26 protein-coding genes are annotated in these 26,829 nt (G+C 42.8%); 21 read left to right on the top strand and 5 right to left on the bottom strand.

Annotation, left to right across the window (positions count from 1 at the left end; translation table 11 throughout):
* The first annotated feature begins 47 nt into the window (after positions 1–47).
* The 7 genes from ACOMC3_RS12095 to ACOMC3_RS12065 all read left to right on the top strand — a co-directional run bounded on the left by ACOMC3_RS12095 (position 48) and on the right by ACOMC3_RS12065 (position 6,983).
* Complete coding sequence (locus tag ACOMC3_RS12095; RefSeq protein ID WP_420316147.1) at positions 48–272, top strand: chaperone NapD; 225 nt, start codon at positions 48–50, stop codon at positions 270–272.
* Complete coding sequence (locus ACOMC3_RS12090; protein WP_420316146.1) at positions 265–2,607, top strand: molybdopterin-dependent oxidoreductase; 2,343 nt, start codon at positions 265–267, stop codon at positions 2,605–2,607. Before ACOMC3_RS12095 ends, ACOMC3_RS12090 begins: the two co-directional genes overlap by 8 nt.
* A gap of 90 nt (positions 2,608–2,697) precedes the next feature.
* The gene (locus ACOMC3_RS12085) at positions 2,698–3,390 is read left to right on the top strand and encodes a hypothetical protein (protein WP_420316145.1); all 693 of its coding nucleotides are present in this window, start codon (positions 2,698–2,700) and stop codon (positions 3,388–3,390) included.
* Positions 3,387–4,013 (top strand): hypothetical protein, encoded by a 627-nt coding sequence (locus ACOMC3_RS12080; RefSeq protein ID WP_420316144.1) that lies wholly within the window; start codon positions 3,387–3,389, stop codon positions 4,011–4,013. The genes ACOMC3_RS12085 and ACOMC3_RS12080 overlap by 4 nt, the downstream gene beginning before the upstream one ends.
* A 3-nt stretch (positions 4,014–4,016) precedes the next feature.
* Complete coding sequence (locus tag ACOMC3_RS12075; RefSeq protein ID WP_420316143.1) at positions 4,017–5,027, top strand: 4Fe-4S dicluster domain-containing protein; 1,011 nt, start codon at positions 4,017–4,019, stop codon at positions 5,025–5,027.
* A 3-nt stretch (positions 5,028–5,030) separates the two neighbouring features.
* Positions 5,031–6,272, top strand: a complete 1,242-nt coding sequence (dsrP, locus tag ACOMC3_RS12070; protein ID WP_420316142.1) for a sulfate reduction electron transfer complex DsrMKJOP subunit DsrP — start codon at positions 5,031–5,033, stop codon at positions 6,270–6,272.
* A gap of 123 nt (positions 6,273–6,395) precedes the next feature.
* Entirely contained in the window at positions 6,396–6,983 is a 588-nt protein-coding gene (locus tag ACOMC3_RS12065; protein WP_420316141.1) for a TlpA family protein disulfide reductase, read from the top strand.
* A gap of 106 nt (positions 6,984–7,089) precedes the next feature.
* On the opposite strand, the gene ACOMC3_RS12060 is transcribed toward ACOMC3_RS12065, so the two are convergent.
* Together ACOMC3_RS12060 and deoD are read right to left on the bottom strand one after the other, a co-directional pair.
* On the bottom strand, positions 7,090–9,330 hold the full coding sequence (locus tag ACOMC3_RS12060; RefSeq protein WP_420316140.1) for an FdhF/YdeP family oxidoreductase: 2,241 nt from the start codon (positions 9,328–9,330) through the stop codon (positions 7,090–7,092).
* Positions 9,331–9,565: 235 nt separating this feature from the next.
* Complete coding sequence (deoD, locus tag ACOMC3_RS12055; RefSeq protein WP_420316139.1) at positions 9,566–10,264, bottom strand: purine-nucleoside phosphorylase; 699 nt, start codon at positions 10,262–10,264, stop codon at positions 9,566–9,568.
* Between the two features lie 76 nt (positions 10,265–10,340).
* Here deoD and ACOMC3_RS12050 point away from each other — a divergent pair, with 76 nt between their 5' ends.
* The 11 genes from ACOMC3_RS12050 to ACOMC3_RS12000 all read left to right on the top strand — a co-directional run bounded on the left by ACOMC3_RS12050 (position 10,341) and on the right by ACOMC3_RS12000 (position 18,566).
* The gene (locus ACOMC3_RS12050; protein ID WP_420316138.1) at positions 10,341–11,213 is read left to right on the top strand and encodes a nucleoside phosphorylase; all 873 of its coding nucleotides are present in this window, start codon (positions 10,341–10,343) and stop codon (positions 11,211–11,213) included.
* 334 nt (positions 11,214–11,547) lie between these two features.
* Positions 11,548–11,847 carry a GIY-YIG nuclease family protein gene (locus tag ACOMC3_RS12045; RefSeq protein ID WP_420316137.1) on the top strand — a complete coding sequence of 100 codons (300 nt, stop codon included), beginning with the start codon at positions 11,548–11,550 and terminating at the stop codon, positions 11,845–11,847.
* Between the two features lie 304 nt (positions 11,848–12,151).
* A complete protein-coding gene (locus tag ACOMC3_RS12040; protein ID WP_348284750.1) occupies positions 12,152–12,382 on the top strand; it encodes a MoaD/ThiS family protein in 231 nt (76 codons plus the stop codon).
* A 3-nt stretch (positions 12,383–12,385) separates the two neighbouring features.
* Positions 12,386–12,802, top strand: coding sequence for a molybdenum cofactor biosynthesis protein MoaE (locus ACOMC3_RS12035; protein ID WP_420316136.1), 417 nt, complete (start codon positions 12,386–12,388; stop codon positions 12,800–12,802).
* A 226-nt stretch (positions 12,803–13,028) separates the two neighbouring features.
* Positions 13,029–14,012 (top strand): GTP 3',8-cyclase MoaA, encoded by a 984-nt coding sequence (moaA, locus tag ACOMC3_RS12030; RefSeq protein ID WP_420316135.1) that lies wholly within the window; start codon positions 13,029–13,031, stop codon positions 14,010–14,012.
* On the top strand, positions 14,009–14,479 hold the full coding sequence (gene moaC / locus ACOMC3_RS12025; RefSeq protein WP_420316134.1) for a cyclic pyranopterin monophosphate synthase MoaC: 471 nt from the start codon (positions 14,009–14,011) through the stop codon (positions 14,477–14,479). The genes moaA and moaC overlap by 4 nt, the downstream gene beginning before the upstream one ends.
* Positions 14,412–15,047 carry a molybdenum cofactor guanylyltransferase gene (mobA, locus tag ACOMC3_RS12020; RefSeq protein WP_420316133.1) on the top strand — a complete coding sequence of 212 codons (636 nt, stop codon included), beginning with the start codon at positions 14,412–14,414 and terminating at the stop codon, positions 15,045–15,047. Before moaC ends, mobA begins: the two co-directional genes overlap by 68 nt.
* Positions 15,044–16,048: a molybdopterin-synthase adenylyltransferase MoeB gene (gene moeB, locus ACOMC3_RS12015; RefSeq protein WP_420316132.1), complete on the top strand. Its 1,005-nt coding sequence runs from the start codon at positions 15,044–15,046 to the stop codon at positions 16,046–16,048. The genes mobA and moeB overlap by 4 nt, the downstream gene beginning before the upstream one ends.
* A complete protein-coding gene (locus ACOMC3_RS12010) occupies positions 16,045–16,797 on the top strand; it encodes a sulfite exporter TauE/SafE family protein (RefSeq protein WP_420316131.1) in 753 nt (250 codons plus the stop codon). The genes moeB and ACOMC3_RS12010 overlap by 4 nt, the downstream gene beginning before the upstream one ends.
* A gap of 118 nt (positions 16,798–16,915) precedes the next feature.
* Entirely contained in the window at positions 16,916–18,097 is a 1,182-nt protein-coding gene (locus tag ACOMC3_RS12005) for a molybdopterin molybdotransferase MoeA (RefSeq protein WP_420316130.1), read from the top strand.
* 160 nt (positions 18,098–18,257) lie between these two features.
* Positions 18,258–18,566 carry a DUF7009 family protein gene (locus ACOMC3_RS12000; protein WP_420316129.1) on the top strand — a complete coding sequence of 103 codons (309 nt, stop codon included), beginning with the start codon at positions 18,258–18,260 and terminating at the stop codon, positions 18,564–18,566.
* 139 nt (positions 18,567–18,705) lie between these two features.
* Here ACOMC3_RS12000 and ACOMC3_RS11995 read toward each other — a convergent pair whose 3' ends face one another.
* Genes ACOMC3_RS11995 through ACOMC3_RS11985 form a run of 3 tightly spaced genes read right to left on the bottom strand, consistent with a single transcriptional unit; the run spans position 18,706 to position 21,574 of the window.
* Positions 18,706–19,299, bottom strand: a complete 594-nt coding sequence (locus ACOMC3_RS11995; RefSeq protein ID WP_420316128.1) for a nucleotidyltransferase family protein — start codon at positions 19,297–19,299, stop codon at positions 18,706–18,708.
* Positions 19,296–20,453 (bottom strand): XdhC family protein, encoded by a 1,158-nt coding sequence (locus tag ACOMC3_RS11990; protein ID WP_420316127.1) that lies wholly within the window; start codon positions 20,451–20,453, stop codon positions 19,296–19,298. Before ACOMC3_RS11990 ends, ACOMC3_RS11995 begins: the two co-directional genes overlap by 4 nt.
* Entirely contained in the window at positions 20,450–21,574 is a 1,125-nt protein-coding gene (locus ACOMC3_RS11985; protein ID WP_420316126.1) for a cysteine desulfurase family protein, read from the bottom strand. Before ACOMC3_RS11985 ends, ACOMC3_RS11990 begins: the two co-directional genes overlap by 4 nt.
* A gap of 114 nt (positions 21,575–21,688) precedes the next feature.
* On the opposite strand from ACOMC3_RS11985, the gene ACOMC3_RS11980 reads away from it, so the two are divergent.
* From ACOMC3_RS11980 to ACOMC3_RS11970, 3 genes are read left to right on the top strand one after another with little or no spacing between them, the layout of a single operon-like run.
* A complete protein-coding gene (locus ACOMC3_RS11980; protein WP_420316125.1) occupies positions 21,689–22,150 on the top strand; it encodes a (2Fe-2S)-binding protein in 462 nt (153 codons plus the stop codon).
* Between the two features lie 21 nt (positions 22,151–22,171).
* Positions 22,172–24,370 carry a molybdopterin cofactor-binding domain-containing protein gene (locus ACOMC3_RS11975; RefSeq protein WP_420316124.1) on the top strand — a complete coding sequence of 733 codons (2,199 nt, stop codon included), beginning with the start codon at positions 22,172–22,174 and terminating at the stop codon, positions 24,368–24,370.
* 41 nt (positions 24,371–24,411) lie between these two features.
* Positions 24,412–26,826, top strand: coding sequence for a tetratricopeptide repeat protein (locus tag ACOMC3_RS11970; protein WP_420316123.1), 2,415 nt, complete (start codon positions 24,412–24,414; stop codon positions 26,824–26,826).
* Positions 26,827–26,829: the final 3 nt, after the last annotated feature.

Raw genomic sequence — 26,829 nt, 5'->3', positions numbered from 1 at the left:
ATTTTATAACTAGTCAATCATCTGCAACTTGAATATAAATTAAATCCATGCCGATAAAGAGCTATATAATAATTCCTCAGTCAGATCAAAAGCAGCGATTAGTTGAAGAGATAAGTCAATTGGATGGGTGTGAAATACATCCTGCAGAAAATCAGGAAGTATTGGTACTCGTCACAGATACAGATAGTGAGAATGAAGATAAAAGGCTCTTTACTCAAATCGAGTCCAATCAAAACATTAAACATATTTCATTAGTGTCCGGATATGAATGAATTAATAGAAGATAAAGACCTGAGCAGACGCCAATTTTTACGAATGGCTGCCCGTGCATCTGCCATTGCCACAGCTGCAGCTATGTTTCCCGGAATTGTCTTTGCGGAAGAGCAAAATCGAATGATAGAGAAACTTGGTGCACTTGATGTAAAGTGGACGAAGACCCCTTGTCGTTTTTGCGGAGTTGGTTGTGGACTTAAAGTGGGTATTTCGGATGGCAAAGCTGTGGCTGTCAAAGGTGATCCGAATAGCTCTGTGAATAAAGGGCTTTGTTGTGTAAAAGGGTATCATTCTGTTTTGGCACTGTATGGAAATGATCGACTCACAAAGCCTTTAATTCGAAAAAATGGTAGGCTGGAGGAATCCACTATGGAAGAGGCATTGGATTTGGTGGCTTCAAAATTGAAATCAACCATTGAAGAAACCGGAAAGGATTCAGTATCTATTTATGGTTCAGGTCAATGGACGATTCCTGATGGATATGTAGCTTCCAAGCTATTTAAAGGAGGGATAGGAACGAACAATGTAGAGGCAAATGCCCGGCTATGTATGGCAAGTGCAGTCACAGGCTTCCTTACTTCATTTGGATTGGATGAGCCAATGGGTTGCTATGAAGACATTGATCATGCTGATGTGTTTGTCTTGTGGGGAAATAACATGGCAGAAATGCATCCGGTGTTGTTTTCAAGAATTCTGGACAATCGATTGAAACGTCCGGTTAAAATCATCGATCTGGCCACCCGTACCACTCGTACCTCTCATGCGTCTGATAAATCCATATTATTCAAGCCTCAAACTGACCTTGCTATCGCCAATGCGATTTGCTATGAGATCATTAAAAACAGATGGGTAAATAAGACCTTTGTTGAGAAGCATTGCGCTTTAAAGGAAGGAAAAACCAATATCGGATATGGATTGGAAGAAAACTTCCAGTTTAAGGATGAACCAAAAGACATTACTTTCGAAGCGTTTGAAGCGTTTTTGGAGGACTATGCTCCGGTGAAAGTAGCTGAGTATACGGGTGTTCCAGTGAAGGATATTAAATACCTGGCATCTCTTTATGGTAATCCGAATAACAAAGTGATGTCGTTGTGGTGCATGGGAGCAAATCAGCATACCAGAGGCACCTGGATCAATAACCTGATTTACAACATCCACTTGTTGACAGGAAAAATTTCTACACCGGGTAATAGTCCATTTTCACTTACTGGTCAGCCAAGTGCCTGTGGTACTGTACGTGAAGTTGGAACACTTACGCATAAGCTACCACATGGGGTGGTGATGAATGAGAAAGATCGAAAGATGGCAGCTGAGATTTGGAAGGTTCCCGTTGAGAACATTCCTTCCAAGCCCACCCACCATACCGTGTCGATGTTTAGAGCTTTGGACCGTGGTGATATCAAGTTCATGTGGGTTCAGGTGACCAACCCAATGGTGACCATGCCACATCTAAACAGGTATCGTAACGGAGCAAAAAAGGACGGGCGATTCATTGTTGTTTCAGATGTATATCCAACACCTACGACAGACATTGCCGATGTGGTCCTCCCTTCGGCCATGTGGATCGAGCGGGAAGGGATGTACGGAAATTCTGAGCGTAGAACCCAGCATTTCAATCAGCTGCTTCAACCTCCTGGAGAAGCAATGAGCGACACCTGGCAGCTAATTGAAGTGGCTAAAAGGATTGGTTATGGAGATCTATTTCCATGGGATGAGTCCAATCACATAGAAGAAATCTGGAAAGAATATAGCCGCTTTCATGCCGGAAAAAAACATGCAATGGCACCTTACGAGGTTTTGAAATCTCAAGCGGGTGCCCAATGGCCGTTTGTGGATGGGAAAGAGACAAAATGGCGCTATCACGGGAAGTATGACCCTGCATGTGAGGGAGATACGTTTGATTTTTATGGAAAACCGGAAGGGAAAGCATGGATATGGGCTCGTCCGTATGAGCCTGCTCCAGAGATTCCGGATACCGATTATCCATTCTGGTTGTGCACCGGACGTGTGCTGGAGCATTGGCATACCGGATCCATGACCAGGAGAGTGCCTATTCTTCATCAGGCAGTGCCAAAAAGTTATGTGGAGTTAAATCCGGGTGATGCCAAGCGGTTAAATATTAGAAACGGTGATCAGGTAAAGCTGGTCTCTCGCAGAGGAGAGATTGTCATGGATGCGTCTGTCAATGAACGGGGCAAGCCTGTTTCGGGTCATGTTTTTGTACCATTCTTTGATGAGTCGTTTTTAATCAATGATCTGACACTGGATGCGTATTGTCCCATTTCAAAACAACCGGACTATAAGAAGTGTGCGGTACGAATCGAAAAGGTATGAAATGAGCGGAATTAGTAACTATATCGGTCAGATGATGAATAAAAATATAGCGAATTCCATATGCACCTTTGAAAATAAATCCAAAGGCATATGAAGGGAAAAGCAATCATTTCCTTCATCATCTTGCTTATGGTATCGGCCATAGTGGTTTTCGATTTGAGCATCAGTCAGTCAAAAACTGAGGCGGAAATTACAACAGCATCTACTGAGCCTGTAGTCCAAGAGGCCATGCAGGAAGAGGAGGTATTTAACTTTCAGGACCTGGCCATCGAATTCAAAGCATTGCAGTCTATCGAAAGTGAAAAGACACTGGATGATTACTATAAAAACAGAGCATATGATGGTGCACCACCTATGATTCCGCACCCAATGCTTAGTAAAAAAGGAATAGGAGGTAAATCATGTCTACAGTGTCACTCCACTGGGGGATATGTGGATCGATTCAAGGCTCATGCTCCAATCACTCCGCATCCGGATTTCCTGAATTGTGTCCAATGTCATGTTCCAAAGAACACCGATAAGCTTTTTGTTGCCAATCAATTCACTAGATCTAAACCGAAGCGAATTGGCGCAGGAGTGCTTGACGGTAGCCCTCCACCTATACCACACGATTTTCAAGTTCGAGGAAGCTGCCTTTCTTGCCATGGAGCGCCTTCTGCACCCAAAGAAATTCGAGTGACTCATCCGGAGCGGGTGAATTGCCTGCAATGTCATGCACCAACTAATGGTCGTAAGATCACATGGGAACGAAAGTCAACAGAAGAGAAAGGAGGGACAGAATGAAAAACGGAGTAAAAATATTTTCTTTTGCATTCATAAGTGTCTTCCTTTTCAGTTGCTCTGGCGGGCATAAGGAATCCAATTTGGAATTGATTGCCAGGCATACTGATACGATATCTTACAATTTTGACAGCTTTGAACGCCTTGAAGATTTAGAGGTAGCAATCGTATTGACCCAGCTTCAAGAGCGGGATTCTCAATTCCTGGTCCCGTCAAGAATTCAGCAGATTACTAAATACCCATGCTCCAACTGCCACACTCAACCGGTAGATCAATTGAAGAAGCTCAATGAGGGCAAAGACGCTCATTGGGATATTGAATTGTCACATGCTAATCCAATTTCCATGAATTGCATGACGTGTCACAACACGGACAAGCCAGATGACCTCACTTCCCTCACCAAGACAAGCATAAGTTTTGAACATTCGTATCAGCAGTGTGCGCAATGCCATTCCACCCAGTTTAAAGACTGGCAGGGTGGAGCGCATGGAAAACGATTGAAAGGATGGCTTCCCCCGAGGATATCTCAAACCTGTGTAGGATGTCACAATCCGCATAAGCCCGCCTTCGAGAAAAGGTGGCCATCTCGTTTGAATACAGAAAAAATTAAAGCACAAAATCACTAGATCATGGAAGAGAATAATTCATGTGGGCATAACTGTAGTTGCGGAAGCAATCAATCAGCTGCCCCAACTCCGGATGCTGGATTTGGCCAGATAGGGGATGCGAAAACCAGCAGGAGAGGAGCATTAAAAAAATTGACGCTGGGACTCTTGACAGGTGCAGGAATGGCATCTACCTCATGCAGTGTGATCGGAGATGATGATGTAAAAGAGAAAAATAGTCTGAAATGGGACGAGTTCTTTAAAAAGAACTATCGAGTCATGACCGACAAAGAACAAAAAGAGACCGTACAGCGACTGGAACGCTTGTATGAGCTGAATACAGGAAAAAAAATCAGCGTTTCTACAACAGGCGCCACGGAAAATGTACTGTATGGATATGCTTTCAACATCTCCAAATGCCAGGGGTACATGGATTGTGTAAATGCATGCGTGGAGGAAAACAATCAGGATCGCAGCTCTGAAATGCAATATATCCGTATCCACGAACACAAGAATGGGCAGATCAATTTTGAATTGGCGGAGGATGATTATTTCCATGAGGTTCCGGCTGAAGGGCATTTCTACATGGGTACCCAATGCTTTCATTGTGAAAATCCTCCATGCGTTGATGTATGTCCAGTGAAGGCGACCTGGAAAGAAGAAGATGGAATTGTGGTGATTGATTACGACTGGTGTATTGGATGTCGGTATTGCATGGCAGCTTGTCCATACGATGGTAGGAGATTCAATTGGCAGCAACCACAAGTGCCTGAAGAAGAAGTGAATAAGGATCAACATTACCTGGGCAATCGGTTGAGAAAAAACGGGGTGATGGAAAAATGCACGTTCTGTATTCAGCGGTCCAGAAATGGTAAGAATCCTGCATGCGTGGAAGCATGCCCAACCGGAGCACGAATCTTTGGTAATATCCTAGACCCCAACAGCGAGATTAGGTGGGTGCTGGAAAATAAGAAGGTATTTAGACTCAAGGAAGATCTGGGCACTGAACCTAAGTTTTGGTATTTCATGGATTAAGTAATGATGAATCAACTAAGAATATTCGGCTCACTCGTTAGGGATAGCATTTCTAATTCAATGCAAGGCTCCAGATCTTATCACATTTGGATGGGGGTGCTCACCTTTCTCATGTTGTTAGGAGCTTATTGCTACTACCAGCAATTAAGCCAGGGGTTGGTGGTAACGGGCATGCATGACAATGTGAGCTGGGGGTTGTACATTTCCAACTTTACTTTCCTTGTGGGGGTAGCGGCTGCAGCGGTCATGCTGGTGATGCCAACCTATGTGCTGAAAGACGTTGATTTCTCGAAGGCCGTTTTGATTGGAGAGGGATTAGCAGTAGCTGCATTGATCATGTGTTTAGCTTTCGTAACTGTTGATTTGGGAGGACCCGGAAGAGCCTGGCATCTCATTCCCGGCATTGGGTTATTCAACTTTCCACAATCCATGCTGGCCTGGGATGTGATTGTTTTGAATGGTTACTTATTCATCAATATTACCATACCACTCTACATCCTGATGTCGAGGTATCAAAATCGGGAACCGAATAAGAAATTTTATATTCCTGGAGCGATGATCTCCGTTTTCTGGGCTGTAGGTATCCACATGGTGACAGCCTTTCTGTATGCAGGATTACCAGCACGACCATTCTGGAACAGCTCCCTGCTGGGCCCAAGATTTCTCGCTTCAGCGTTCGCTGCAGGACCTGCACTTATTATCATCATTTTAGAGGTGATAAATCGATACACAGATTATAAAATTGCTGATAAGTCTTTTGGTAAATTGGCCATGGTAGTGACCATTGCAGCACAGGTAAATCTCATCATGCTGATATCTGAGCTCTTTAAAGAGTTTTATGCTCAGACCCACCACAGCTTAAGTGCGGTTTATTTGTTTTTTGGGCTACATGGAAAAACAGGGTTGGTTCCATGGACCTATGCTTCATTGATATTAAATGTGGTGGCCACAGGAATCCTGACCATGCACCTCATTCTAAAAAGCTATCGTTGGCTTACTGTAGCGTGTGTTTGCTTGTTTGTGGGAATCTGGATCGAAAAAGGAATGGGGTTAATCATACCGGGTTTTATCCCTGGTTCGTGGGGAGATATTGTGGAGTATGTACCCTCCTGGATAGAAATCGGAGTGACGATTGGAATCTGGGCTATGGGCGCATTTATATTCACTATTCTGGCAAAATCAGCGATTTCCATTGAGATGGGTAGAATGCGGTATGTAGAAAGGAAAGTAGCAACTACTGATTAATACCCTGCCCCTGCCTCAATTTCACTTGCTTCATTGAATTGAGATGCTTTGCCTAAAGATTATTAATATTAGACCAGCAAAAATGAAAACCATTACAATTAACGTAGTATTGTTATTCAAAATATGAGACATTCATTAATCTTATTTTTTAGCATTTCTTGGATATTGCTGTCAGCTCAAGACAAGCAAGACCTTTCTGATCTTTCTCCGGAAGAATTTTATACCTTCATTTTTGAAACTAAAATCACTGAAGAAGAAGATTTCCAAAAAGGTATTCCTAATGGGGAGATATTTTCTGATTCAACTTTTCTTACAATAAATGGAGATGAACTTTCATTTATTGATACGGAATATGAGCTAACAGTGGTTGATTTTTGGTTTAAAGGGTGCAGTGGCTGCAAGCAGGAAAAAGAGTTTGTTAAACAGGTTATTGAAAAATATGAAGATGATCCTAGGATAAGATTTGTGGCAATTACTCCAACTGATGAAAAAGGGATTGAAAGGGTTATTAAGAAGCATGGAGATTATTACAAGGATATCATATCAGTGGGAGGATTTAAAAATTGTGAACTCCTTTTTAAGTTTAAAGGATTTCCCCGGCATGTTTTGGTTGATAATAATGGTAGGGTACTTGCGACTTATTTTGTGCCAATATTTAATGCTGGAATTCAAAAAGAGTATGAAAAACGAATTTTATCCTTTTTAAGATAAAAAATTGATGATTTGAAGCATTGACAATTATTTTCGGTTCAAAAATCAAAACAGCTCGTTATGGGATGAGATTGTCAAATTTCTTTTAATCATTGTAGAGGAAACCTTAAACCTTTCTAATATTCACTCCCACCGACTTAGAAGCCGGAGTGTGACTTTTTCTTGCGATTAAATGCAGAGGTACCAATGGATTAGCTTCAGGAAAATAGGTCGCTACACAACCCTGAGGTATTTCATAAGGCACTACGGTAAATCCGGCGACCTTCCGTTCCAGTCCGTAATGGTTGGATAGTTCCACAACGTCTTCTTTTTCAAGACCTTCGTCTTTCATATCATCTTCGTTCATGAAGATGACATTGCGGCTACCAAAGATGCCACGATAACGATCGTCTAATCCATATACGGTGGTATTGAACTGGTCATGACTTCTGATGGTCATCATCACATATTTATGTCCTTCCGGTATGGATTCGGCCAGTTGATTGATGGAGAAAACTGCTTTTTTAGAAGGCGTATTGAATTCTCCTTTTCGAGCACCATTTGGTAGCTCAAACCCGTTATCCCTTTTTAGTCGTTCATTATAATTTTCAAATCCCTGAATGGCCTTCGCAATCAAATCACGGATGTTGTCATAGTCTTCAATCAATCCCGACCAGTTGATATCATCGTTACCCAATGTAGATGCTGCGACAGAAGCCACAATTTCCGGTTCACTTTTCAAATGCTTGGATGGAGGAGTAAGGCTGCCATGAGAACCATGTACTACTCCCATAGAGTTTTCAACGGTTACGACCTGTTCTTTTCCATTTTGAATGTGTTTGTCCGTTCTACCCAGGCAAGGCAAGATCAACGAAGTTTTGCCAGGCGCTAAGTGTGTTCGATTGAGTTTGGTGCTGATATGCACGGTCAACTCACATTTTTTTAAGGCCTGCTCCGTGAGCAAGGTATCTGGTGCTGCAGGAAGGAGATTCCCACCCAGTGCCATGAAAAACTTCACTTTTCCATCATTCATGGCTTGAATGGCTTCCACCACATTATATCCTGGCGACTCAGGCGGATCAAAATTGAAAGCATCTTTCAGTTTATTCGTCCAGGCTTTAGTAGGTCGTTCCCAGATACCCATGGTGCGATCACCCTGCACATTGCTGTGTCCTCTGACCGGACAGGTGCCAGCTCCTTTTTTACCAATACTTCCTTTCAGCAAAAGCAGATTTACAATCTCGCGGATGTTATCCACTGCATTGACGTGTTGAGTGAGCCCCATTGCCCAGCAGGCTATTATCTTCTTACTGGCTGCCAGCCAATGAGAACTTAAGAGTACATCTTCTTTAGAGAGTCCCGTTTGACTAATCAGATCATCCAATGAATACTGTTCCAGATCGGCTTTCAAGGCTTCAAATCCTTCCGTGTTAGCAGCAATGAATTTTCGGTCCAAACATCTTTCATCTACCAAAAGCAGCTTCAGCCACGCTTTGAGCAGGGCCACATCCTGATTAATCTTGATCTGTAGATATAAGTCAGCGATATCGGTTCCCTTGCTGATCCAACCCTTGATTTTTTGGGGATTTTTGAACTTCATCAATGCCACTTCCTTCAAAGGGTTGATGACAATGATCTTCGCACCATTGCGTTTTGCCTTTTCTAATGAATTCAGCATTCTGGGATGATTGGTGCCCGGATTTTGTCCAAAAATCAAAATGACTTCTGCATGCTTAAAATCTTCGAGTGTCACGGATCCTTTACCAATGCCTAAGGTTTCACTTAGGCCAATCCCACTCGATTCGTGGCACATGTTGGAGCAGTCGGGAAGGTTGTTGGTTCCGAACTTACGTACGAAGAGCTGGTAGAGAAAAGCAGCCTCATTGCTGGTTCGTCCGGAAGTATAAAACACAGATTCATCTGGATGTGGGAGAGATTTTAAGTGATTTCCAATTAGCTCAAAAGCATCATCCCATTCAATCGGTTCGTAGCGTGGACTGCCTTCTTTTTTGATTACCGGTTGGGCAAGTCGTCCTTGCTGACCTAACCAATAGTCGCTTTGCTTTCTGAGGGAATCAATCGTATGCTGTTTGAAAAATGCTTCGCCTGCCAACTTATGCTGTGCTTCCTCCGCGATGGCTTTTACCCCGTTTTCACAGAATTCGCCCAATTTCGATCGCTTATCTGGATCGGGCCATGCACATCCCGGGCAGTCAATGCCCTTTTTTTGATTTAGTCTACTCAAAAGCTTCAATGCTTTCCATGGAGGCATGGCCTTCAGGATCATGCGGCTCGCGTTGGCCACTGATGTTGGTCCTACCGAGACTTTGGGCTTGTTTTTTATGTGTAGATGGTTGTGCGCTGGCATAGAAGATAAAGATAGGAAGGACATCTGATAAATTTATGCGATGAATTTTTCTCTCCGCATTCCCTTGGGAAAATGGCGTCAGCCATTTGAGTCATGGGAATCTCTTTAGATGATAGATATGGATTTATGGATATTCCCAATATCGCTGGTTCCCTAGCAAGTCTGCAAGTGGTAGACATGGGAATAAGTAGGCAAGCAAAGTTTCATGGGTTCAAAAGAAAATGATGAAAACGTACTAGACTATTTCCAATGCAAGTCTGGCTGTGTTTTCTATGTCATTGGTTCGGCCTTCTGCGGAATTAAACTCTTTGGTGATCAGATTATCACTCACGGTTAGGATACTTAAGGCTCTGGTGTTAGTTCTGGCAGCCAGCGTGTATAGAATGGCTGACTCCATCTCTACTCCGAGTACCCCATGATTAGCCCAAACTTCGTAGCGATCAGGATTTTCATCATAGAAGAAGTCTGTGCTAAATATTCCTCCTACACGAACAGGAATGGATAGCTCCCTGGCTTGATGGTAGGCTTTATCCAGTAACTCAAAATCAGCTACAGGCGAATAATTCATCCCATTAAAAGTCGCCCGATTGATGTTGGAGTCAGTATTGGCACTCATGGCCAGTATCACCTCTCCAAGGCTTATTTCTCGTTTTAGGCTACCACAGGTACCCACCCGAATGATGGTCTTTACATCGTATTCCTTAATCAGTTCGTTGGCATAGATGGCTGTAGAGGGCATGCCCATGCCGCCACCCTGGACAGAGATACGCTTCCCTTTGTAAGTGCCTGTAAACCCGGACATGTTTCTGATATTCGAATATTGATAGACGTCCGTGAGGAAGGACTCAGCGATTAACTTAGCCCGGAGAGGATCTCCCGGTAATAAGACCGTTTCAGCGATTTCGCCTGCTTTAGCACCAATATGAAGGCTCATACTTCTGTAAGGTTATTTAATCCATCTGAAAATTAGGTTCAAATGCATTAAATGTTCAATTTGTAAGACACTAATAATGAAGATAAAGCCATTATCGGAATCCGAACTTATCCTGAATCCAGATGGAAGCGTGTATCACATTTGTTTACGTGATGAACATGTGGCGGATACCGTGCTCTTAGTCGGAGATCAGGATCGCGTGGCGCAGATAAGCAGACACTTCGATCATGTTGAATTTCAAAGAAAAAATCGTGAGTTTGTAACGCATACGGGTACTTATAAAGGCAATAGAATCACCGTTATATCCACTGGGATAGGTACTGAGAACATAGATATTGTGGTCAATGAGCTACATGCCGCGGTAAACATTGATTTAAAGACCAGAATTCCCAAAACCAATCAAAGAAGCTTGAATCTAATCCGCATAGGGACTTCAGGTGCACTTCAATCGGATATGCCCGTTGGATCTCATGTGGTTTCAAGCTATGGGCTAGGTTTTGATGGGGTCCTCTATTACTACAACTATGCGTTTGATAAAAAGGAAGCTGAAATCACAGACGCAGTGAGAAATCATCTTCAATTGGATGCTAAACACTCACTTCCCTATGTGGTGTCCGGATCTTCCGGATTGGTTCAGCAAATAGGGGCAGACATGCGAGAAGGAATCACTGCTACAGCAATCGGTTTTTATGGACCTCAGGGGAGGAGTATTGGTTTGAAATTGAGTATTGATGATCTACAAGGTATGTTACAGGCCTTCGAGTTTGAGGGTCTTCGCATCAACAATTTTGAGATGGAAACTTCTGCGTTGTTTGGGTTGGGCAGGCTCTTTGGCCATCATTGCTGCACATGTTGTGTGATTCTGGCAAACAGAATTACGAAAGACTTTCTGACAGATCATGATGCAGCCATTGATGGGCTTGTAGAAACTGTGCTGGATCGATTGTGATAATGAATCCTAAATTTCTTCCTTGCATATTCCCTTGAGACCGATTGCAAAGCGGTTGGGTCATGAGACTCACTTTCATGCGAGATATTAGATCCCCAAGTCTCCTTCCTTCGTCACTGGCAAGGGAATAGGGGAAGTGGTTATATGGTGCTCATTCTGCTCCCCCGTATTCCCTTGGGAAAATGGCGTTAGCCATTTGAGTCATGGGAATCTCCTTGATGATGCGTCTAATGGTTATAAGATTGCCAAGTCTCTCTCATACTTAACTCGCAAGGGAATAGGGACGTGCTTTCACAATGGTATAAAGGAAAGAATTTTTAGATTGAGGATACAAATGGTTAAAGGTGGATACGTTTATATCATGTCTAACAAAAGTCGAAGTGTGGTTTATGTCGGCTCCACGGATAACCTGTATAATCGAGCCTACCAACATAAAAATGGCTTTGGATCAGAATTTACAAAAAAGTATAACTGCACAGACCTAATCTATTATCAGTTTTATGAACGCATTGAAATAGCCAGGGAGCGGGAGCATAAGATCAAAAAGTGGAATCGCGTTTGGAAGGACAAATTAATTAGGGATTTCAATCCAACTCTTAAAGATCTTTTTGAGGAGGTAAGTGATCTGCAATAAACACCGTATTCCCTTGGGAGACCGACTGCAAGGAAGGTCGAGTCATGGGAATCTCTTAAGTCTGGATTGATGAGATTCCCAAGTCTCCTTCGTATCTCAGTCGCAAGGGAATAGGGGAAGTGTTTAAATAGTCCTTTCTGCTCCTCCGTATTCCCTTGAGAAATGGAGTTAGCCATTTGAGTCATGGGAATCTCTTCAAAGGATAGATGTGAAGATCCATTAAGATTCTAAAGTCTCGCTCGTCGCTCACATCGCAAGGGAATTGGGATGTTGTTTATAAAGTAAATACCTATTTTTACCTTATATGATAGTGGTGAAAGCTTTTGGTCATGTGAAGGAGGTATTGGGATCTGAGTTGTTGGTAAATAGGGAGTTGATCGATGTAAAATCACTGCGAGATTACTTAGGTAACGAGTACCCCACCATTGTATGGTCCACGGTTGCGATAGCTGTAAACAAGAAGTATGTGCAGGACCCGGACCCCATTAGCCCCGGCGATGAAATCGCCCTGATACCACCAGTATCCGGAGGGTAAAAATTGGTACAATTAGTCGAACATATTGACCTCAATGAGGTGTATAAGCTGCTTGCTGATACAAAAGCAGGTGGTACGTGCGTATTTATAGGCACGGTGAGAAACCACACCCCGCAACGCGAAGATGCGGAGGTGACTGATTTGCGTTTTGAAGCGTATGATGAAATGGCACTGGCTGAGATGGAAAAGATCCGGCTACAAGCCATCGGAAAATGGGGACTACATAAAGCAGTCATGATTCATGCCGTGGGTAAAAAGGAAGTTGGAGAACCGGTGGTGGCAGTGGGAGTCGCATCGTCACATCGGAAGGAAGCCTTTCCAGCCTGTCAGTTCCTGATTGATGAATTAAAGAAATCAGTTCCCATCTGGAAGAAAGAATTTTTCACCGACAGTAGTCACTGGGTCTCACCTACACCTTGAATTACCTGAGTGCCATGAAGCAAACACAAAAAACCGTTAACTCGTCACTCAGAGCCCTCTTACCCTCTAAGAGCTGTAATAAAAGAGGGCGTGGAGCCTGCCTGACCGGCAGGCAGGTCCCCTTATTCGGGAGATTCCTACTGCTTTCCTACCCAAATGCCTTGCTAAAGCCTCTGAATGACGGTTTTTTGTTTAGGTATTCAGACTTTTTAAATCGAGTTATGGGATGAAGAAGCTACAAGACAAATTTGGAAGAGATATTAACTATCTCCGGCTATCGGTGACCGATAGGTGTAACCTGAGGTGCACCTATTGCATGCCTGAACGTGGGATGACCTTCGAACCTAAGGAGCATCTGTTGTCCTATGAAGAATTGCTGAAACTTGTGGATGTGGTGGGTGAAATGGGGATCAATAAAATCAGATTGACAGGAGGGGAACCGTTTGTTCGAGCCGATCTGATGTATTTTATCAATGAGCTGTCTAAAAAGTCTTTTCTCGATAAAATTAGCATCACTTCTAATCTGACATTGATTCGTCCTCACTTGGATGAGTTGGAAAGCCTTCGGGTTAAGGACATCAATGTGAGTCTGGATTGCATGGATCGGCAAAAGTTTAAAGAGATCACCCGAAGAGATGAATACGAAGAGGTTTCGGCTGCTTTAAATGAAATGATAGCCAGGGATTTTAATCTGAAGGTGAATTGTGTGGTGATGAAGGGAGTGAATGAGGATCAAATCCTTCCATTGCTTGACCTGGCAAAGGACAACCCAATTTCCGTTCGATTCCTGGAAGAAATGCCATTCAATGGCTCAGGAGGCAAGGTGGAAACCCCAATGAATTATAAAGATATTCTTTCAGTCATAGAGAAGGAGGAACACGATTTTACAAAAATGATCGATGGTCCACATTCTACTTCTCAGAATTATCAAATCGCAGGATTCAAAGGTTCATTTGGTGTGATCCCATCTTTTAGTCGAACGTTCTGTGGGGATTGCAATCGATTGAGGATGTCGGCAACCGGAGAGATCCGCACCTGTCTGTATGGACATAGCCAGTTGAATTTGAAAGATTTACTGCGATCCGGAGCTACTACTGAAGAATTGAAAGAAGTGTTGAGGGTAGCGGTGGCCAATAAACCCAAGGATGGATTCGCTGCTGCAGAGGAAAATGAAAAAGAGTATTTATCCATGACCAAATTAGGAGGATGAGCGAGTTAACACATATCAACAAAGAAGGGGATGTCCACATGGTGGATGTGAGTGGAAAGGAAATCACTGAGCGAATTGCTGTGGCTAATTCCCATGTTGAATTTCCAGTAGAAGCGTTTGCAACCATCAAAGCGAATGGGTTCAACACTAAAAAAGGAAGTCTGATCCAGACGGCCATATTAGCCGGGATTGGAGCGGTCAAGAAAACGTCTGATTTGATTCCGCTGTGCCACAATATTCCCATTTCAAAAGTAGATATTGATATTCAGCCAACCGATAATGGATTTGAGATTAGCTGCCTGGTGAAAACGACCGGGCAAACAGGCGTGGAAATGGAGGCTTTAACGGGTGCTTCGATTGCCGGATTGTGCATCTATGATATGTGCAAGGCACTTTCTCATGACATCATCATTGGGCCAACGCAATTACAGGAAAAGAAAGGAGGGAAGCGTGACTTCAAACGATGAACTATATGGATTGGTATTGATGGGCGGCCAAAGCTCCCGCATGGGGACGGATAAATCCGTGCTGAATTATCATGGCAAGCCACAGGTAGAATACCTATTTGACTTACTTGGGGCTAAGCTTTCCAAAGCCTTCGTTTCGGTTCGGAAGGGACAATCTGTTGCATTTACTGATCGTATAATTGAGGACAGTCTGGATACCAAAGGACCGATCAATGGCATCATTAGTGCCATGCGTGCACATCCGAATAAGTCATGGCTGGTGCTCGCGGTAGATCTACCTTTTCTGACTGAGCAGACAATAGATCAGCTGATCAAAAATCGTGATCAAACTGCCCTGGGAACTTCTTTGGCGACTAAAGAGACCGGATTGCCAGAGCCTTTAATAGCCATTTGGGAAGCACATGCTCGTCCGGTTTTGGAGGAATTTCATATCGAACAAGACATGAGGTGTCCACGCAAATTCATGATGAACCATGAAGTTCATCTGGCACATCCACAGGATGATCAGGAGCTTTATAATGCCAATAATCTGGACGAATACGAGTTTGCCAAGTCATTAATTCAATGAACGCTGAGCGTTACCAACGGCAGATTGTGCTCCCTGACTTTGGAGCAGAGGGACAACAGAAACTGTTGGATGCCAAAGTGGTAGTGGTTGGAGCCGGAGGGCTTGGTGTTCCCGTTCTTCAATACTTGGTGGGTATGGGCGTTGGAACTATCCTAATCGTTGACGGAGATGATATTTCGCTAAGCAATTTGCAGCGTCAAATACTTTACTCCACTGCTGATGTGGGGAAGAAAAAAGCAGAGGTGGCGAAGGAGCGGTTACGTGGCTTGAATCCTGAAGTGTCCATTGAAGTGACGACTCAAATGTTCGATGGAAACAATGCGAAAGACTTGATTTCAGGGTGTGACCTAGTGATTGATTGCACCGATAACATTGAAACACGATACATCATCAATGATAATTGCGTAACCAATGAAATTCCATTCGTTTATGGAGCGCTTTACAAACATGAGGGTCATGTGAGTGTGTTCAACTACCAAGGCAGTCTCAGCTATCGGGACGTATATCCAGATGATTCAGCGAAAGTGGATAATTGCAATGAGATCGGAGTGCTGGGTGTGTTGCCGGGAATCATTGGCACGTATCAGGCCATGGAGGCGGTGAAAGTACTGACAGGGATTGGTGAACCTTTAGCTGGGAAATTATTGGTGGTGGATGCCATCAATACCGAGCATCATGTATTTGAATTGGCCCCCATCACCAAACCGGAAAAGAAAAAGAACAATCACCAAGAATCCTGGCTGACCTGGCATGAACTAACCGAAATGGACCTTGAACGGTATCATTTAATTGATGTGCGATCAGAGGTTGAGTACAGTCAAAACCACGATGATCGTTTTGAGAATCGACCAATAAATGAGCTGACTACTTTCAAGGCTGATAAAGAAGTGATCCTGGTTTGTAATAAAGGGAATGCTACACGGCAGGCTGCTGCGTTGATAGCAGCTCAAAATCAGGAAATCAAAGTGTTTCAAATGAAAGGAGGGTACAGTACACAATGAACGAGTATGTACTGCTGGGACTGTTCTTTCTGATTGCACTATTTTATTCCTCCATTGGGTTTGGAGGAGGCTCCAGCTACCTGGCCATTTTGAGTTTAGTGCTGACGAATTTTTATGAAATCAGGACCCTGGCACTGGTGCTTAATGTGATCGTGGTGACGATAGGAACAATCGTTTTTCTTCGTAAAAGAGTGTTCAAATGGTCACTTTTCTGGCCGTTCCTGTTGCTAAGCATTCCAATGGCCTTTTTTGGTGCACAGCTTAGGCTAACGGAGCAAACATTTTTCATCATTTTGGGAATCGCATTGATCCTTGCAGCTTTTGCCATGCTCGCTCAGTCCATTATTAAAAAAGAAAAGTCAACAAACCTCAATACTTCTAAAAGCATGGTTTTAGGTGGAGGCATTGGCATGTTGTCCGGTTTGGTAGGAATAGGGGGAGGGATCTTTTTATCACCTACCCTTAATTTGATGAAATGGCAGAATGCGATGACGGTTGCATCTCTGGCTTCTTTCTTCATTTTGGTCAATTCTTTGGCCGGAATTACGGGGTTGGTGGTTAATGATACGTTTCGGTTGAATGCCTCATTTGCTAGTGGAATTATCATTGCAGTGATGCTTGGAGGCTTAGTTGGTTCTCAGCTTTCCATCAAAATGAACCTCAACATCATTCGAAGGCTTACGGCTATTCTTGTTTTGTATGTGGGGGTGAGGATTGTGTTGTTATATGGTTTTGGAATTACGATTTGACTTGGAATGTTAGGAACCGCAGCGGTGGGTTTGAAAACTATTGTTTTGGATCATTTCAAACCAGAAACCCACCCCTAACCCCTCCAAGGAGGGGAATAAATAATTGAAATAAGATAAAATGATACCAGTAAAAGAAGCATTAGCCATCATTGAACAACACAAAGGATCCTTTGGATCGGAGGTGATTACGTTTGACCAGTCGGTGGGCCGGATATTGGATGAGGATGTGACGGCAGATCGGGATTTTCCTCCTTTCAATCGGGCGGCCATGGATGGGATAGCGATTTCATTTGTTGACTGGGAAAAGGGAATGCGATCGTTTCCGGTGAGTGGTGAGCAATTTGCCGGTGCACCTCAGCAGGAATTAACTCCACGATCTTGTTTAGAAATTATGACCGGGGCAGTGGTGCCAAAAGGTGCTGATATAGTGATCAGATATGAAGATGTCACCATTGAAGATGGAAAGGCATCTGTTAATATTGAAGAGGTAAGCCAAGGCCAAAACATCCATCCACAGGGTGTGGATTCAGAAGCTGGAACAATACTGATTCCAGCCGGAAAGCAACTCACCATTGGCGATGTAGGTATTTTGACTTCTGTTGGAAAAGTGGAAGTAAAGGTCAGGCGATTACCCAAGGCAGCCCTGATCTCTACGGGAGATGAATTGGTAGAGCCTCATGAAACACCTTTACCACACCAGATTCGCAAATCAAATATTTATACCCTCGCCATGCTATTGGAGAAAGCAGGCATTGATTTCACCATCTTTCACATCAATGATTCCAAGGAGGAAATCACACGTGAGATTGGTGAGATACTGAAAACCTATAACCTTATTCTGATGAGTGGGGGTGTCTCTAAAGGTAAAAGGGATTATATCCCGGAAGTGCTAGAAGAACTAGGTGTGAAAAAGCATTTTCATCGGGTAATGCAGCGACCGGGAAAACCGCTTTGGTTTGGCAGCAACGATTCCGCTACCGTATTCGGATTCCCGGGGAATCCAGTGTCTACACTCGCCTGTTTCATGGTCTACTGCAGGCATTGGTTGAACCGTTCGCTAGGTATTTCAATTGAGGAGCAGCATGCGAAACTGGGTAAAGAAATCAAGTTCGAAAAAGAACTGACATTTTTTGCTTCGGTCTCTGTGAAAAACGAAATGGGTGAACTGATCGCCAGACCCATAAAGGGTAATGGATCGGGGGATCTCGTCAGCCTTTCGTTAGCAGATGGCTTCATTGAATTGCCGGCTGAGAAGTCCGTTTTTAAGGAAGGAGAAGTGTATCGTATTCATTTGTTTTGATCAAAATTGAGTATTTGGAAATGATACAAACGATACCAATAATCTCCTCTTGGGAGGAGTTAGAGGTGGGTATTAAAGGAGTTTCGTTTGTATCATTATAGTTTGAGAATTTGTTAGTAACCCACCCCTTGCCCCTCCAGGGAGGGGAGTTGTATAAAGTATGAAACTAAGAATCAATCAATCGTCCATTCGTATTCGCTTAGGTAAACAGGACATTCAGGAACTGAAAGAACAACGGCAGGTAAAGAACGAGCTCCTTTTTCCTGGTGGACAGAAGCTGATTTATCAACTTGAAATAGGTGCATCCTTTCATGCTTCTTTTGACAAGAAAAGACTCAATGTAACCATTCCAGAAAAGGAATCTAACAACTGGTTGAATTCTGATAAACTCGCAATAGAGACTAAACTGTCAAGAAAAGGGAAGGGTGAATTGGTCCTCTTTATCGAGAAGGATTTACACGATCTTTAATCCTAACTTCATCAAGTTTGCGCTTGGAAGATACTGAAACAAGTTCAGTATGACTTCTTGATTTAGATAGTAGAAATATGAATACTAGTCATTCTGAATTTATTTCAGAATCTAAACTTGATAAAGTTAGAATCAGGATTCATTCCAGCTTCCCCAAATCTTCAGGAGTATCTATATCAATGACTCCTTTGGAGAAAGGGATCGTTCGGACATGATCCAATTGCTGTTGGATCAGCTTTCTAGCCCCCAGATCTCCTTTCAACTTCATCAAATCTTTAAAAAAATGATGACTAAAAATTGCCGGAACACCCATTTGATTGGCGTATGAGCAAGTCGTTATACATGGTTTAGTTGCATCCTGACTCGCTATCAATTGATTAATTATTTCTACACTCACATAAGGTTGATCGGATAGCATGATGATCACATGTCTAAGGTCCGTACATTTACTTTGAAGGCTTTTAAGCCCGGTATGAATGGAAGTACTCATGCCTTTTTGCCATTCATAATTATGAATCATGCTAAATGTTCCCGGAATTATAACCTCTTGAATGAGCTCGCTTTTTGCACCAAGAACAAGCACGCGTTCCTTCACATGAACTTCCTGTCCGATATCTAAGATGTGCTGGAGTAGTGGCTTATCTTCAAATTTGACCAATTGCTTTGGTTGACCCAACCTACTGGAAGCACCAGCAGCCAAAACCATAAGCCCGATATTCTCATTGGCTTTCAAATCTTCAGGGTGTCAAATTGGGTGTTCTCTTTCGTATGAATGGGTCCTTGCTTGTCTCGAAGGAAGGTTCCTTTGGTTCCATTCAAAACGGCATTGATTTCTGCAAGAACGGAGATGGCTATTTCTTCCGGAGTTTCTGCCCCGATTTCCAAGCCGATTGGCGCGTACATTCGATCCAGTTGACTTTGTGTGATTGTAACACCTTTATCTTTCAGATCATTTACCATACGATCGAACTTCTTTTTTGGACCTAAAATCCCAATGTAAGGTACTTGTTCATATGGAAGAATACATTCCAGAATAGACAAATCATACTGATAATTGTGCGTCATCAATACAAAAACCGTCTGTTCATTAATGGGGATGTTTTGAAGTGCTTCTTCCGGTTTCGCCACAATGATTTGACAAGAGGAGGTAAATCGGGATTCAGACGCATGGGATGGTCTGCCATCCACGATATAGATGTTCCATCCAAGCGTTTCGGCCATAAGTGCCAGTCCCTGGGTGTCATTCCCGGCACCCACAATAATAAGCGAAACGGCAGGGGGGAAGTACTCAATAAAGGCATTATGCGTTACTTGGTCTTCCTCATAGGCTCTGAATAGCGATCGCTTTTCTTCAAAGACAGTCGCGGCATCTTTTAGAATGGCTTCTTGTAATGACGAATCACCAATCGATCCAAGCGTTTTTGCTCCATCTTTTAACAGTAAAGTACACCCTGGCTGTTCTCCTCTTTTGACTTTCAGGTTAAATAGGGTAAGCATGACATATGGCTTATCTTCATTGATGATCTGCTCCAGGAGAGCAATTGGATTTATAGGATCGTCTTGATCGATCGGCTCAAACAGCACCTGAATGATTCCTTCACATCCAAGCTGAGCACCAACAACTGCATCTGCTTCATCACTGGTGTCATAAGAGATCAGCACATTTCTATTTTGAACCAACGCATGCAAGGCTTTTCTAAGCGCATCACCTTCCAAACAGCCGCCACTTATAGCGCCAGTCGTGATGCCATATTCGTCCACCAACATTCGTGCGCTAGGCCGTCGATACGACGAGCCATCCACATGAACTACCGTTGCAAGCACGGTCTTTATTCCCTCTGTGGTAGCTTTCTTGTATGCTTCGATGATGGTTTTTAATTCTCTCATGTCCTCAGCTTGTGAACTGCTGCTGTAACTTTTTGGATTGCAAAATCAATTTCTTCTTTGGTAGTAAATCTACCCAGACTGAAACGAAGTGATGAGTTTGCCAATTGATCCGGAATGCCCATGGCTTTTAAAACATGCGAGGGCTCGACCACCGCAGAAGTGCATGCCGATCCTTGAGAAACTGCCAGTCCATTGAGTGAAAGCAATAATCGCTCACCATCAACTCCTGAAAAAGCAATATTGGTAACATTGGGTAACCTGCTTTCAATTCCACCGTTCAGCTGCGCATCGTCGATGGATAGTAGGGATTGCTCCAGTTTATCTCTTAGAATTTTAATTCTACTACCCTCTTCTCTCATTTCCTGTTTACACAATTCACATGCCTTCCCGAATCCTACGATTGCCGGTACATTCAAAGTACCTGAACGGACTCCACGCTCATGTCCGCCTCCTTCAATGAGCGGCTTAACCTTCGACCCTTTTCGAATGTAAAGCGCTCCAATTCCTTTTGGGCCATACATCTTGTGACTTGAGAATGACATCAGGTCAATGCCTAATTCATTCACATCAACAGGTACTTTACCCACAGCCTGGGTTGCGTCGGTATGAAATAGCGTCTGATTGGAATGAGTGATCGTTGAAAGTTCTTTGATGGGTTGGATGCATCCTGTCTCATTATTAGCCATCATGATGCTGACCAATCTGGTGTGATCAGAAATTACATTTTTAAACGCATTGATTTCAAGCGATCCATCTGATTGTGCAGGTAGTATCTCAACATCAATTCCTTTAGCTGCTAATGATTCAGCCGGGTCAAGGATGGCCTTATGCTCGGTAGCACAGGTGATGAAATGATCCCCTTCATTCAGCAAGCCTTTCAGCGCCAGATTGTTGGATTCTGTAGCTCCCGAGGTAAAAATGATCTCACTTGGATTGGCGCCAATCAAATCGGAAACTTGTTCTCGTGCGTGATCCACGGCTTCTTTGGCTTCCCATCCGTACGCATGATTGCGACTGGAGGCATTCCCAAACTGCTCAGAAAAGTAAGGAAGCATTTCATCAACCACTCGTAGATCAGTGGGGGTAGTTGCATTATTGTCCAGATAGGCTCTTTGAATCATTGAAATTAAAATTAAGCTGAAATTATACAATTGATTAACCGTCCACATAAGTGGTCTGGACATTGGACTAGAAATTCACTAATTTGTATAGCCTTACCAAAAAATGATACCAACATGGCCGCTTTTTCAATCAAAGTAAATGGTAAAACCCATCAGGTAGACGTAGATTCGGATACCCCAGTACTATGGGTTTTGCGAGACCACCTCAAGCTTGTCGGAACAAAATTTGGGTGCGGAATAGCATCATGTGGTGCCTGCACCATTCATGCAGATGGCAATGCGATTCGCTCTTGTTCACTTCCAATCTCAGCAGTCAAGGACATGGAATTAACCACAATTGAAGGGCTATCCAAAGAGGGTGATCATCCGGTTCAGGAAGCGTGGCTGGAGCATGACGTGCCACAATGCGGCTATTGCCAGGCAGGTCAGATTATGAATGCAGCAGCGTTTCTCGAGAAAAATCCCAACCCTACAGACGAGGAAATATCTCAGGCGATGGATGGTAACATTTGCCGATGTGGCACCTACATCCGTATCAATCAGGCAATCAAGACGGCAGCCTCAAAAATGTCCTAACTCACTCAAAAGAAATTCATTATGACACTTATTAGAACACAAATCAATCGCCGTTCATTCATGAAGCTTTCTGCAGCAGCAGGGGGTGGGATGATGTTAGGATTCAGCTGGTTGGCTTCATGCTCATCACCTAAGGAGGAATACGCTCAAATTCCGGAAGAATGGTTCGATATCAATGCATTTATCAAAATAGGGGAGAATGGTACGGTCACCATCTATTCACCAAACCCTGAGATTGGACAAAATGTGAAGACCTCCATGCCGGTCATCGTAGCTGAGGAATTGGATATTGATTGGAAAAATGTAATCGTTGAGCAAGCGGATTTGAATACTGTGAAATACAATCGTCAATTAGCTGGTGGAAGTCAGTCCATTCGTCATGGATGGCAAAGCTTGCGTATGGCAGGAGCTACCGGGCGCAGGATGATGATGGAAGCAGCTGCGAAGCAATGGGAAGTTCCCGTGAGCGAATTAACGACCAGCATGGGTGAAGTCATTCATGCTGCCAGCGATAAAAAAATAGGTTATGGAGCGTTGGCTTCATTGGCCGCAACTTTAGAAATTCCTGCAGAGGTAGAATTAAAAGACAATGCAGATTTTAAGCTTATCGGTGGGAATATTAAGAATGTCGATGCAAAGAAAATAGTCACAGGGGAGCCACTTTTCGGATTGGATTACGAGCAAGAAGGTATGCTCACGGCCATGATCGTTCATCCACCAGCATTCGGTATGAAGATGACATCATTCGATGCTTCTGAGACTAAATCAATGCCCGGAATCAAGGATGTGATTGTGGTCAATACAGAACCAAAGGAAAAACAATGGTCAGATACGAATGCGTTTACTGAACTGATTGCTGTGGTGGGTGAATCTACCTGGCAGGTGATGAAAGCCAAGAAGGCATTGAAAGTAGAATGGGAGCAGGATACTCCGGCCGAAAATAGCGAAGATCATGTAAGATTGTTGACAGAGGCGATGGATAAGCCGGGAGAAGAAATAAGAAAAGATGGTGATCCGGAAAACGCTTCAAAGAATGCTTCAAATGTCGTAGAAAGCATTTACAGCGCACCATTCCTGGCTCACAATACGATGGAGCCGATGAATTTCTTTGCAAACGTGACTGCAGATAAAGCTGAGCTCGTTGGTCCAATCCAAACACCGGAATACCTACGCTTGTCAGCAATGGATCTGTTAGGGATGACAGAAGATCAGGTTTCAATACAGATGACCCGCATGGGAGGAGGTTTTGGAAGAAGACTGTATGGAAATTTCGGATTGGAAGCAGCAGCTATTTCACAAAAAATGCAGGCTCCAATTAAGCTGGTGTATACCCGAGAGGATGACATGACACAAGGCACCTATCGTCCAGCCTATCGAGTGGCATATAAAGCAGCATTAGATGTGAATGGCGATGTGCTTAGCTGGCAAGTGAAAGGTGCAGGAATCCCAAGTGATCCATTATTTCCGAACCGTTTTCCAGCAGGAACCATCGACAATTTCAAAATAGAGCGTGTAAGAATACCAACTAATATTTCTACCGGAGCATGGCGTGCTCCACGTTCTAATTTCATTGCAGGAGCAGAGCAATCCTTTATTGATGAGGTAGCAGAAGCTGCAGGCAAGGATCCGATTGAGTTTAGACTCAATTTATTTGATCGAGCGATGAAAGATCCGGTGGGAGAGGTGAATGATTATGATGCAGAGCGATATGCCGGTGTATTGAAGCTTGTCCGTGAGAAATCAAATTGGGGAACTGAGATGCCCGGAGTATTTAGAGGCGTGTCTGCTTATTACTGCCATAACTCCTATGTGGCACAGGTCGTGGATCTTGAAAAGAAAGACAATGACCTCAAGATCAAGAAGGTCTGGTGTGCAGTGGATTGTGGCATTGTGGTGAATGTGGAAGGTGCCCTGAATCAAATACAAGGAGGTATCATTGATGGGATTGGACATGCAATGTATAGCACGTTGACATTCAAAGATGGAAAGCCTCAGCAGGAAAACTTCAATGGGTACCGACTCATTCGAAACAGCGAAGCACCTTTAGAAATTGAGACACACTTTGTTGAGAATGGAATTGATCCAACGGGACTTGGGGAGCCATCCTTACCGCCAATATCAGCGGCATTGGCTAATGCATTGTATCAAGCTACAGGCCAGCGCTATTATCATCAGCCGTTTTCAAGTGCTGAGCAGGTACAGGTTGAGATGGTGGGATAATTCAGTTAGGAATCGTACTATCAATTCACTAAAATGGATTAGTGAAACAGTTAGTCTTTAGATACTTTTACGGCATCATGAACATCTCAGGTTCTTGTCGTAAAATATTATTAATTCTGGTTGGTGGTTTTCTGATCTTTGGTCCAACCAGATATACTTACGCTCAAAAAGGGGATAGTCTAATTGCAAGCCTTCCTGCATCAATGGAAATTATTGATCAGGTTGATACATTGAACGCTTTGGGATTTGGCTTGATCTTCACAGACCCAACAGAATCAAGAACTGTCTTTAACGAAGCTATTGCACTTTCAACTTCTGCAGACTATAAAATGGGTTTGGCCAACGCATTGAAAAACAAAGCCATTTCATATGATATTCAAGGCAATTCGAATCAAGCAATCATTCACTATCAGGAATCATTGAGCATACTTGAAAGTCTGCAGGATACACTAGGCATCTCCAGACTTAAAAATAATCTCGGGATAGCCTTCAAGAATTTGGGAGATCTAGAAACATCCAGGAATTTTTATAATGAGTCAATTGAGTTGAAAAAGACCATTGGTGATCTAAGAGGTGTTGCCTATGGGTTGAACAATGTAGGAGAGTTATTCCAAAAAGAGATGGCCTATGAAATAGCGCTGGAGTATTTCGAAAAGGCATATGCTATTGTTGATTCCTTAGGAGATGATAGGGGACGTTCAATAACACTATCTAACCTGGCTATATCATATCTCGAGCTTGGTGATTACTCAAAAGCGATAGCCAATCTTGAACAATCCATGAAGCTGGATGAGGCATCCCAGGATTTGTATAGTTTATCCTACTCTTATATTCTGCTTGCCAAAGCTTATTCAAACACTGGTAGAATTTCTGAAGGGTTGAGATCCTTAGAAAAAGCAGAAGAAATAGCCGGAAATATTGGCGCGCTTAAAGTTTATTATGACAGCCAGATCTTAAAAGCTCAATTACTGAAAAAGGCAAATCAATTGGAACGGTTGCCTATGCTATATGAAGAGATTCTGGTGTTAAATGATAGTCTAGCCAAGATCAATATGGCTGAGGAGACGGCAAAAATGAAAGCCATTTATGAGAGTAGGGAGAAAGAGATTATTATAGAGGATTTAAAAAAAGAATCCGAGCTTAATCAGGAGCTATTTACTGCGCAGGAGAGGCTATTTCGATTAACATTAGTGATTGCGATTTTATTGGTGATTTTACTCATAGTGGTATATAGCTTTTACAAAAAAGTTACAAGTAAGAAGAAGGAGTTAGAGATAAGAATTATTGAACGCAATAAAGCTAAAGAGGAAGCTGAACACGCTAGCCAGGCAAAGTCTCAGTTTTTAGCTCAAATGAGTCATGAGATTAGAACCCCTTTAAATGCAATCATCGGATACACTGATCAAATAATTGAAACAAATTTGGATGATATCCAACGAAAACATTTGGATATCGTCAATCAGTCAGCATTGGGATTATTAGGTATTATCAATGGAATTCTAGATCTATCTAAGCTGGAGGCTGGGAAGCTGGAGTTGGTTGTAGAGCACACAGATCTTTTTGAGCTGTGCAATCACGTAGTACAGATGACCAGCTATAAAGCCAATCGAAAGAATATTGAGTTGAAATTAACACTCATGGATCAGAAATATCAGTATGTCTTAGCTGATGATATTAGATTAAGACAGGTGCTTGTAAATCTTTTAGCTAATGCTGTAAAGTTTACGAATGAAGGACTGATTGAACTGAAAGTTGAAGTGTTGGGAGAGTTAGAAGATGGTAAAATCCATTTTAAGTTTTCAGTGCTAGATACTGGAATAGGTATCAAACCTGAAAATGTAGAGAAGATATTTGAAGCATTCTCTCAAGAAGATCCGTCTACAACAAGAAAATATGGAGGTACCGGATTAGGACTTTCGATTTCTAATACACTTTTATCCCTGATGAACAGTCAACTTGAAGTGAAAAGCACATTTAGAGAAGGTAGTACTTTCTTTTTTGAGGTTGCATTCGAGCGCTCAACTCAAGCAAGAACAAGTAGTATAGAACCAAATACACCTAAAAAGGTAGTATCTACTAATGATAAGTTGAAAGTGCTTATTGCAGAAGATAATGCCAATAACATGGTAATTGCTAAAGCCATGCTAAAAAAAGCGCTACCTAATGCGAAAGTAATTGAGGCAGCAAACGGGATAGAAGCATTTGAGAAATTTTCGTTTGAGAAACCAGACATTGTAATAATGGATGTTCAGATGCCTGAAATGGATGGTTTTGATGCTACGCGTAAAATTCGAAAAGCAGAGAATGGCAGTAGAATTCCCATCATCGCTTTAACTGCAGGATCTATGCTTGCTGATAAAGAAAAATGCTATGAAGCAGGAATGGATGATTTTGTAAGCAAACCCATTATTAACAATGCTCTTGCTAATGTGCTGGAAAAATGGATTAAAGACTAAAGG

It is taken from the genome of Ekhidna sp. (assembly GCF_965212185.1).
Classification (GTDB): Bacteria; Bacteroidota; Bacteroidia; order Cytophagales; family Cyclobacteriaceae; genus Ekhidna.
The sequence above is the reverse complement of the archived record's forward strand: the minus strand, read 5'-3'. Positions and strand labels throughout refer to the sequence as shown.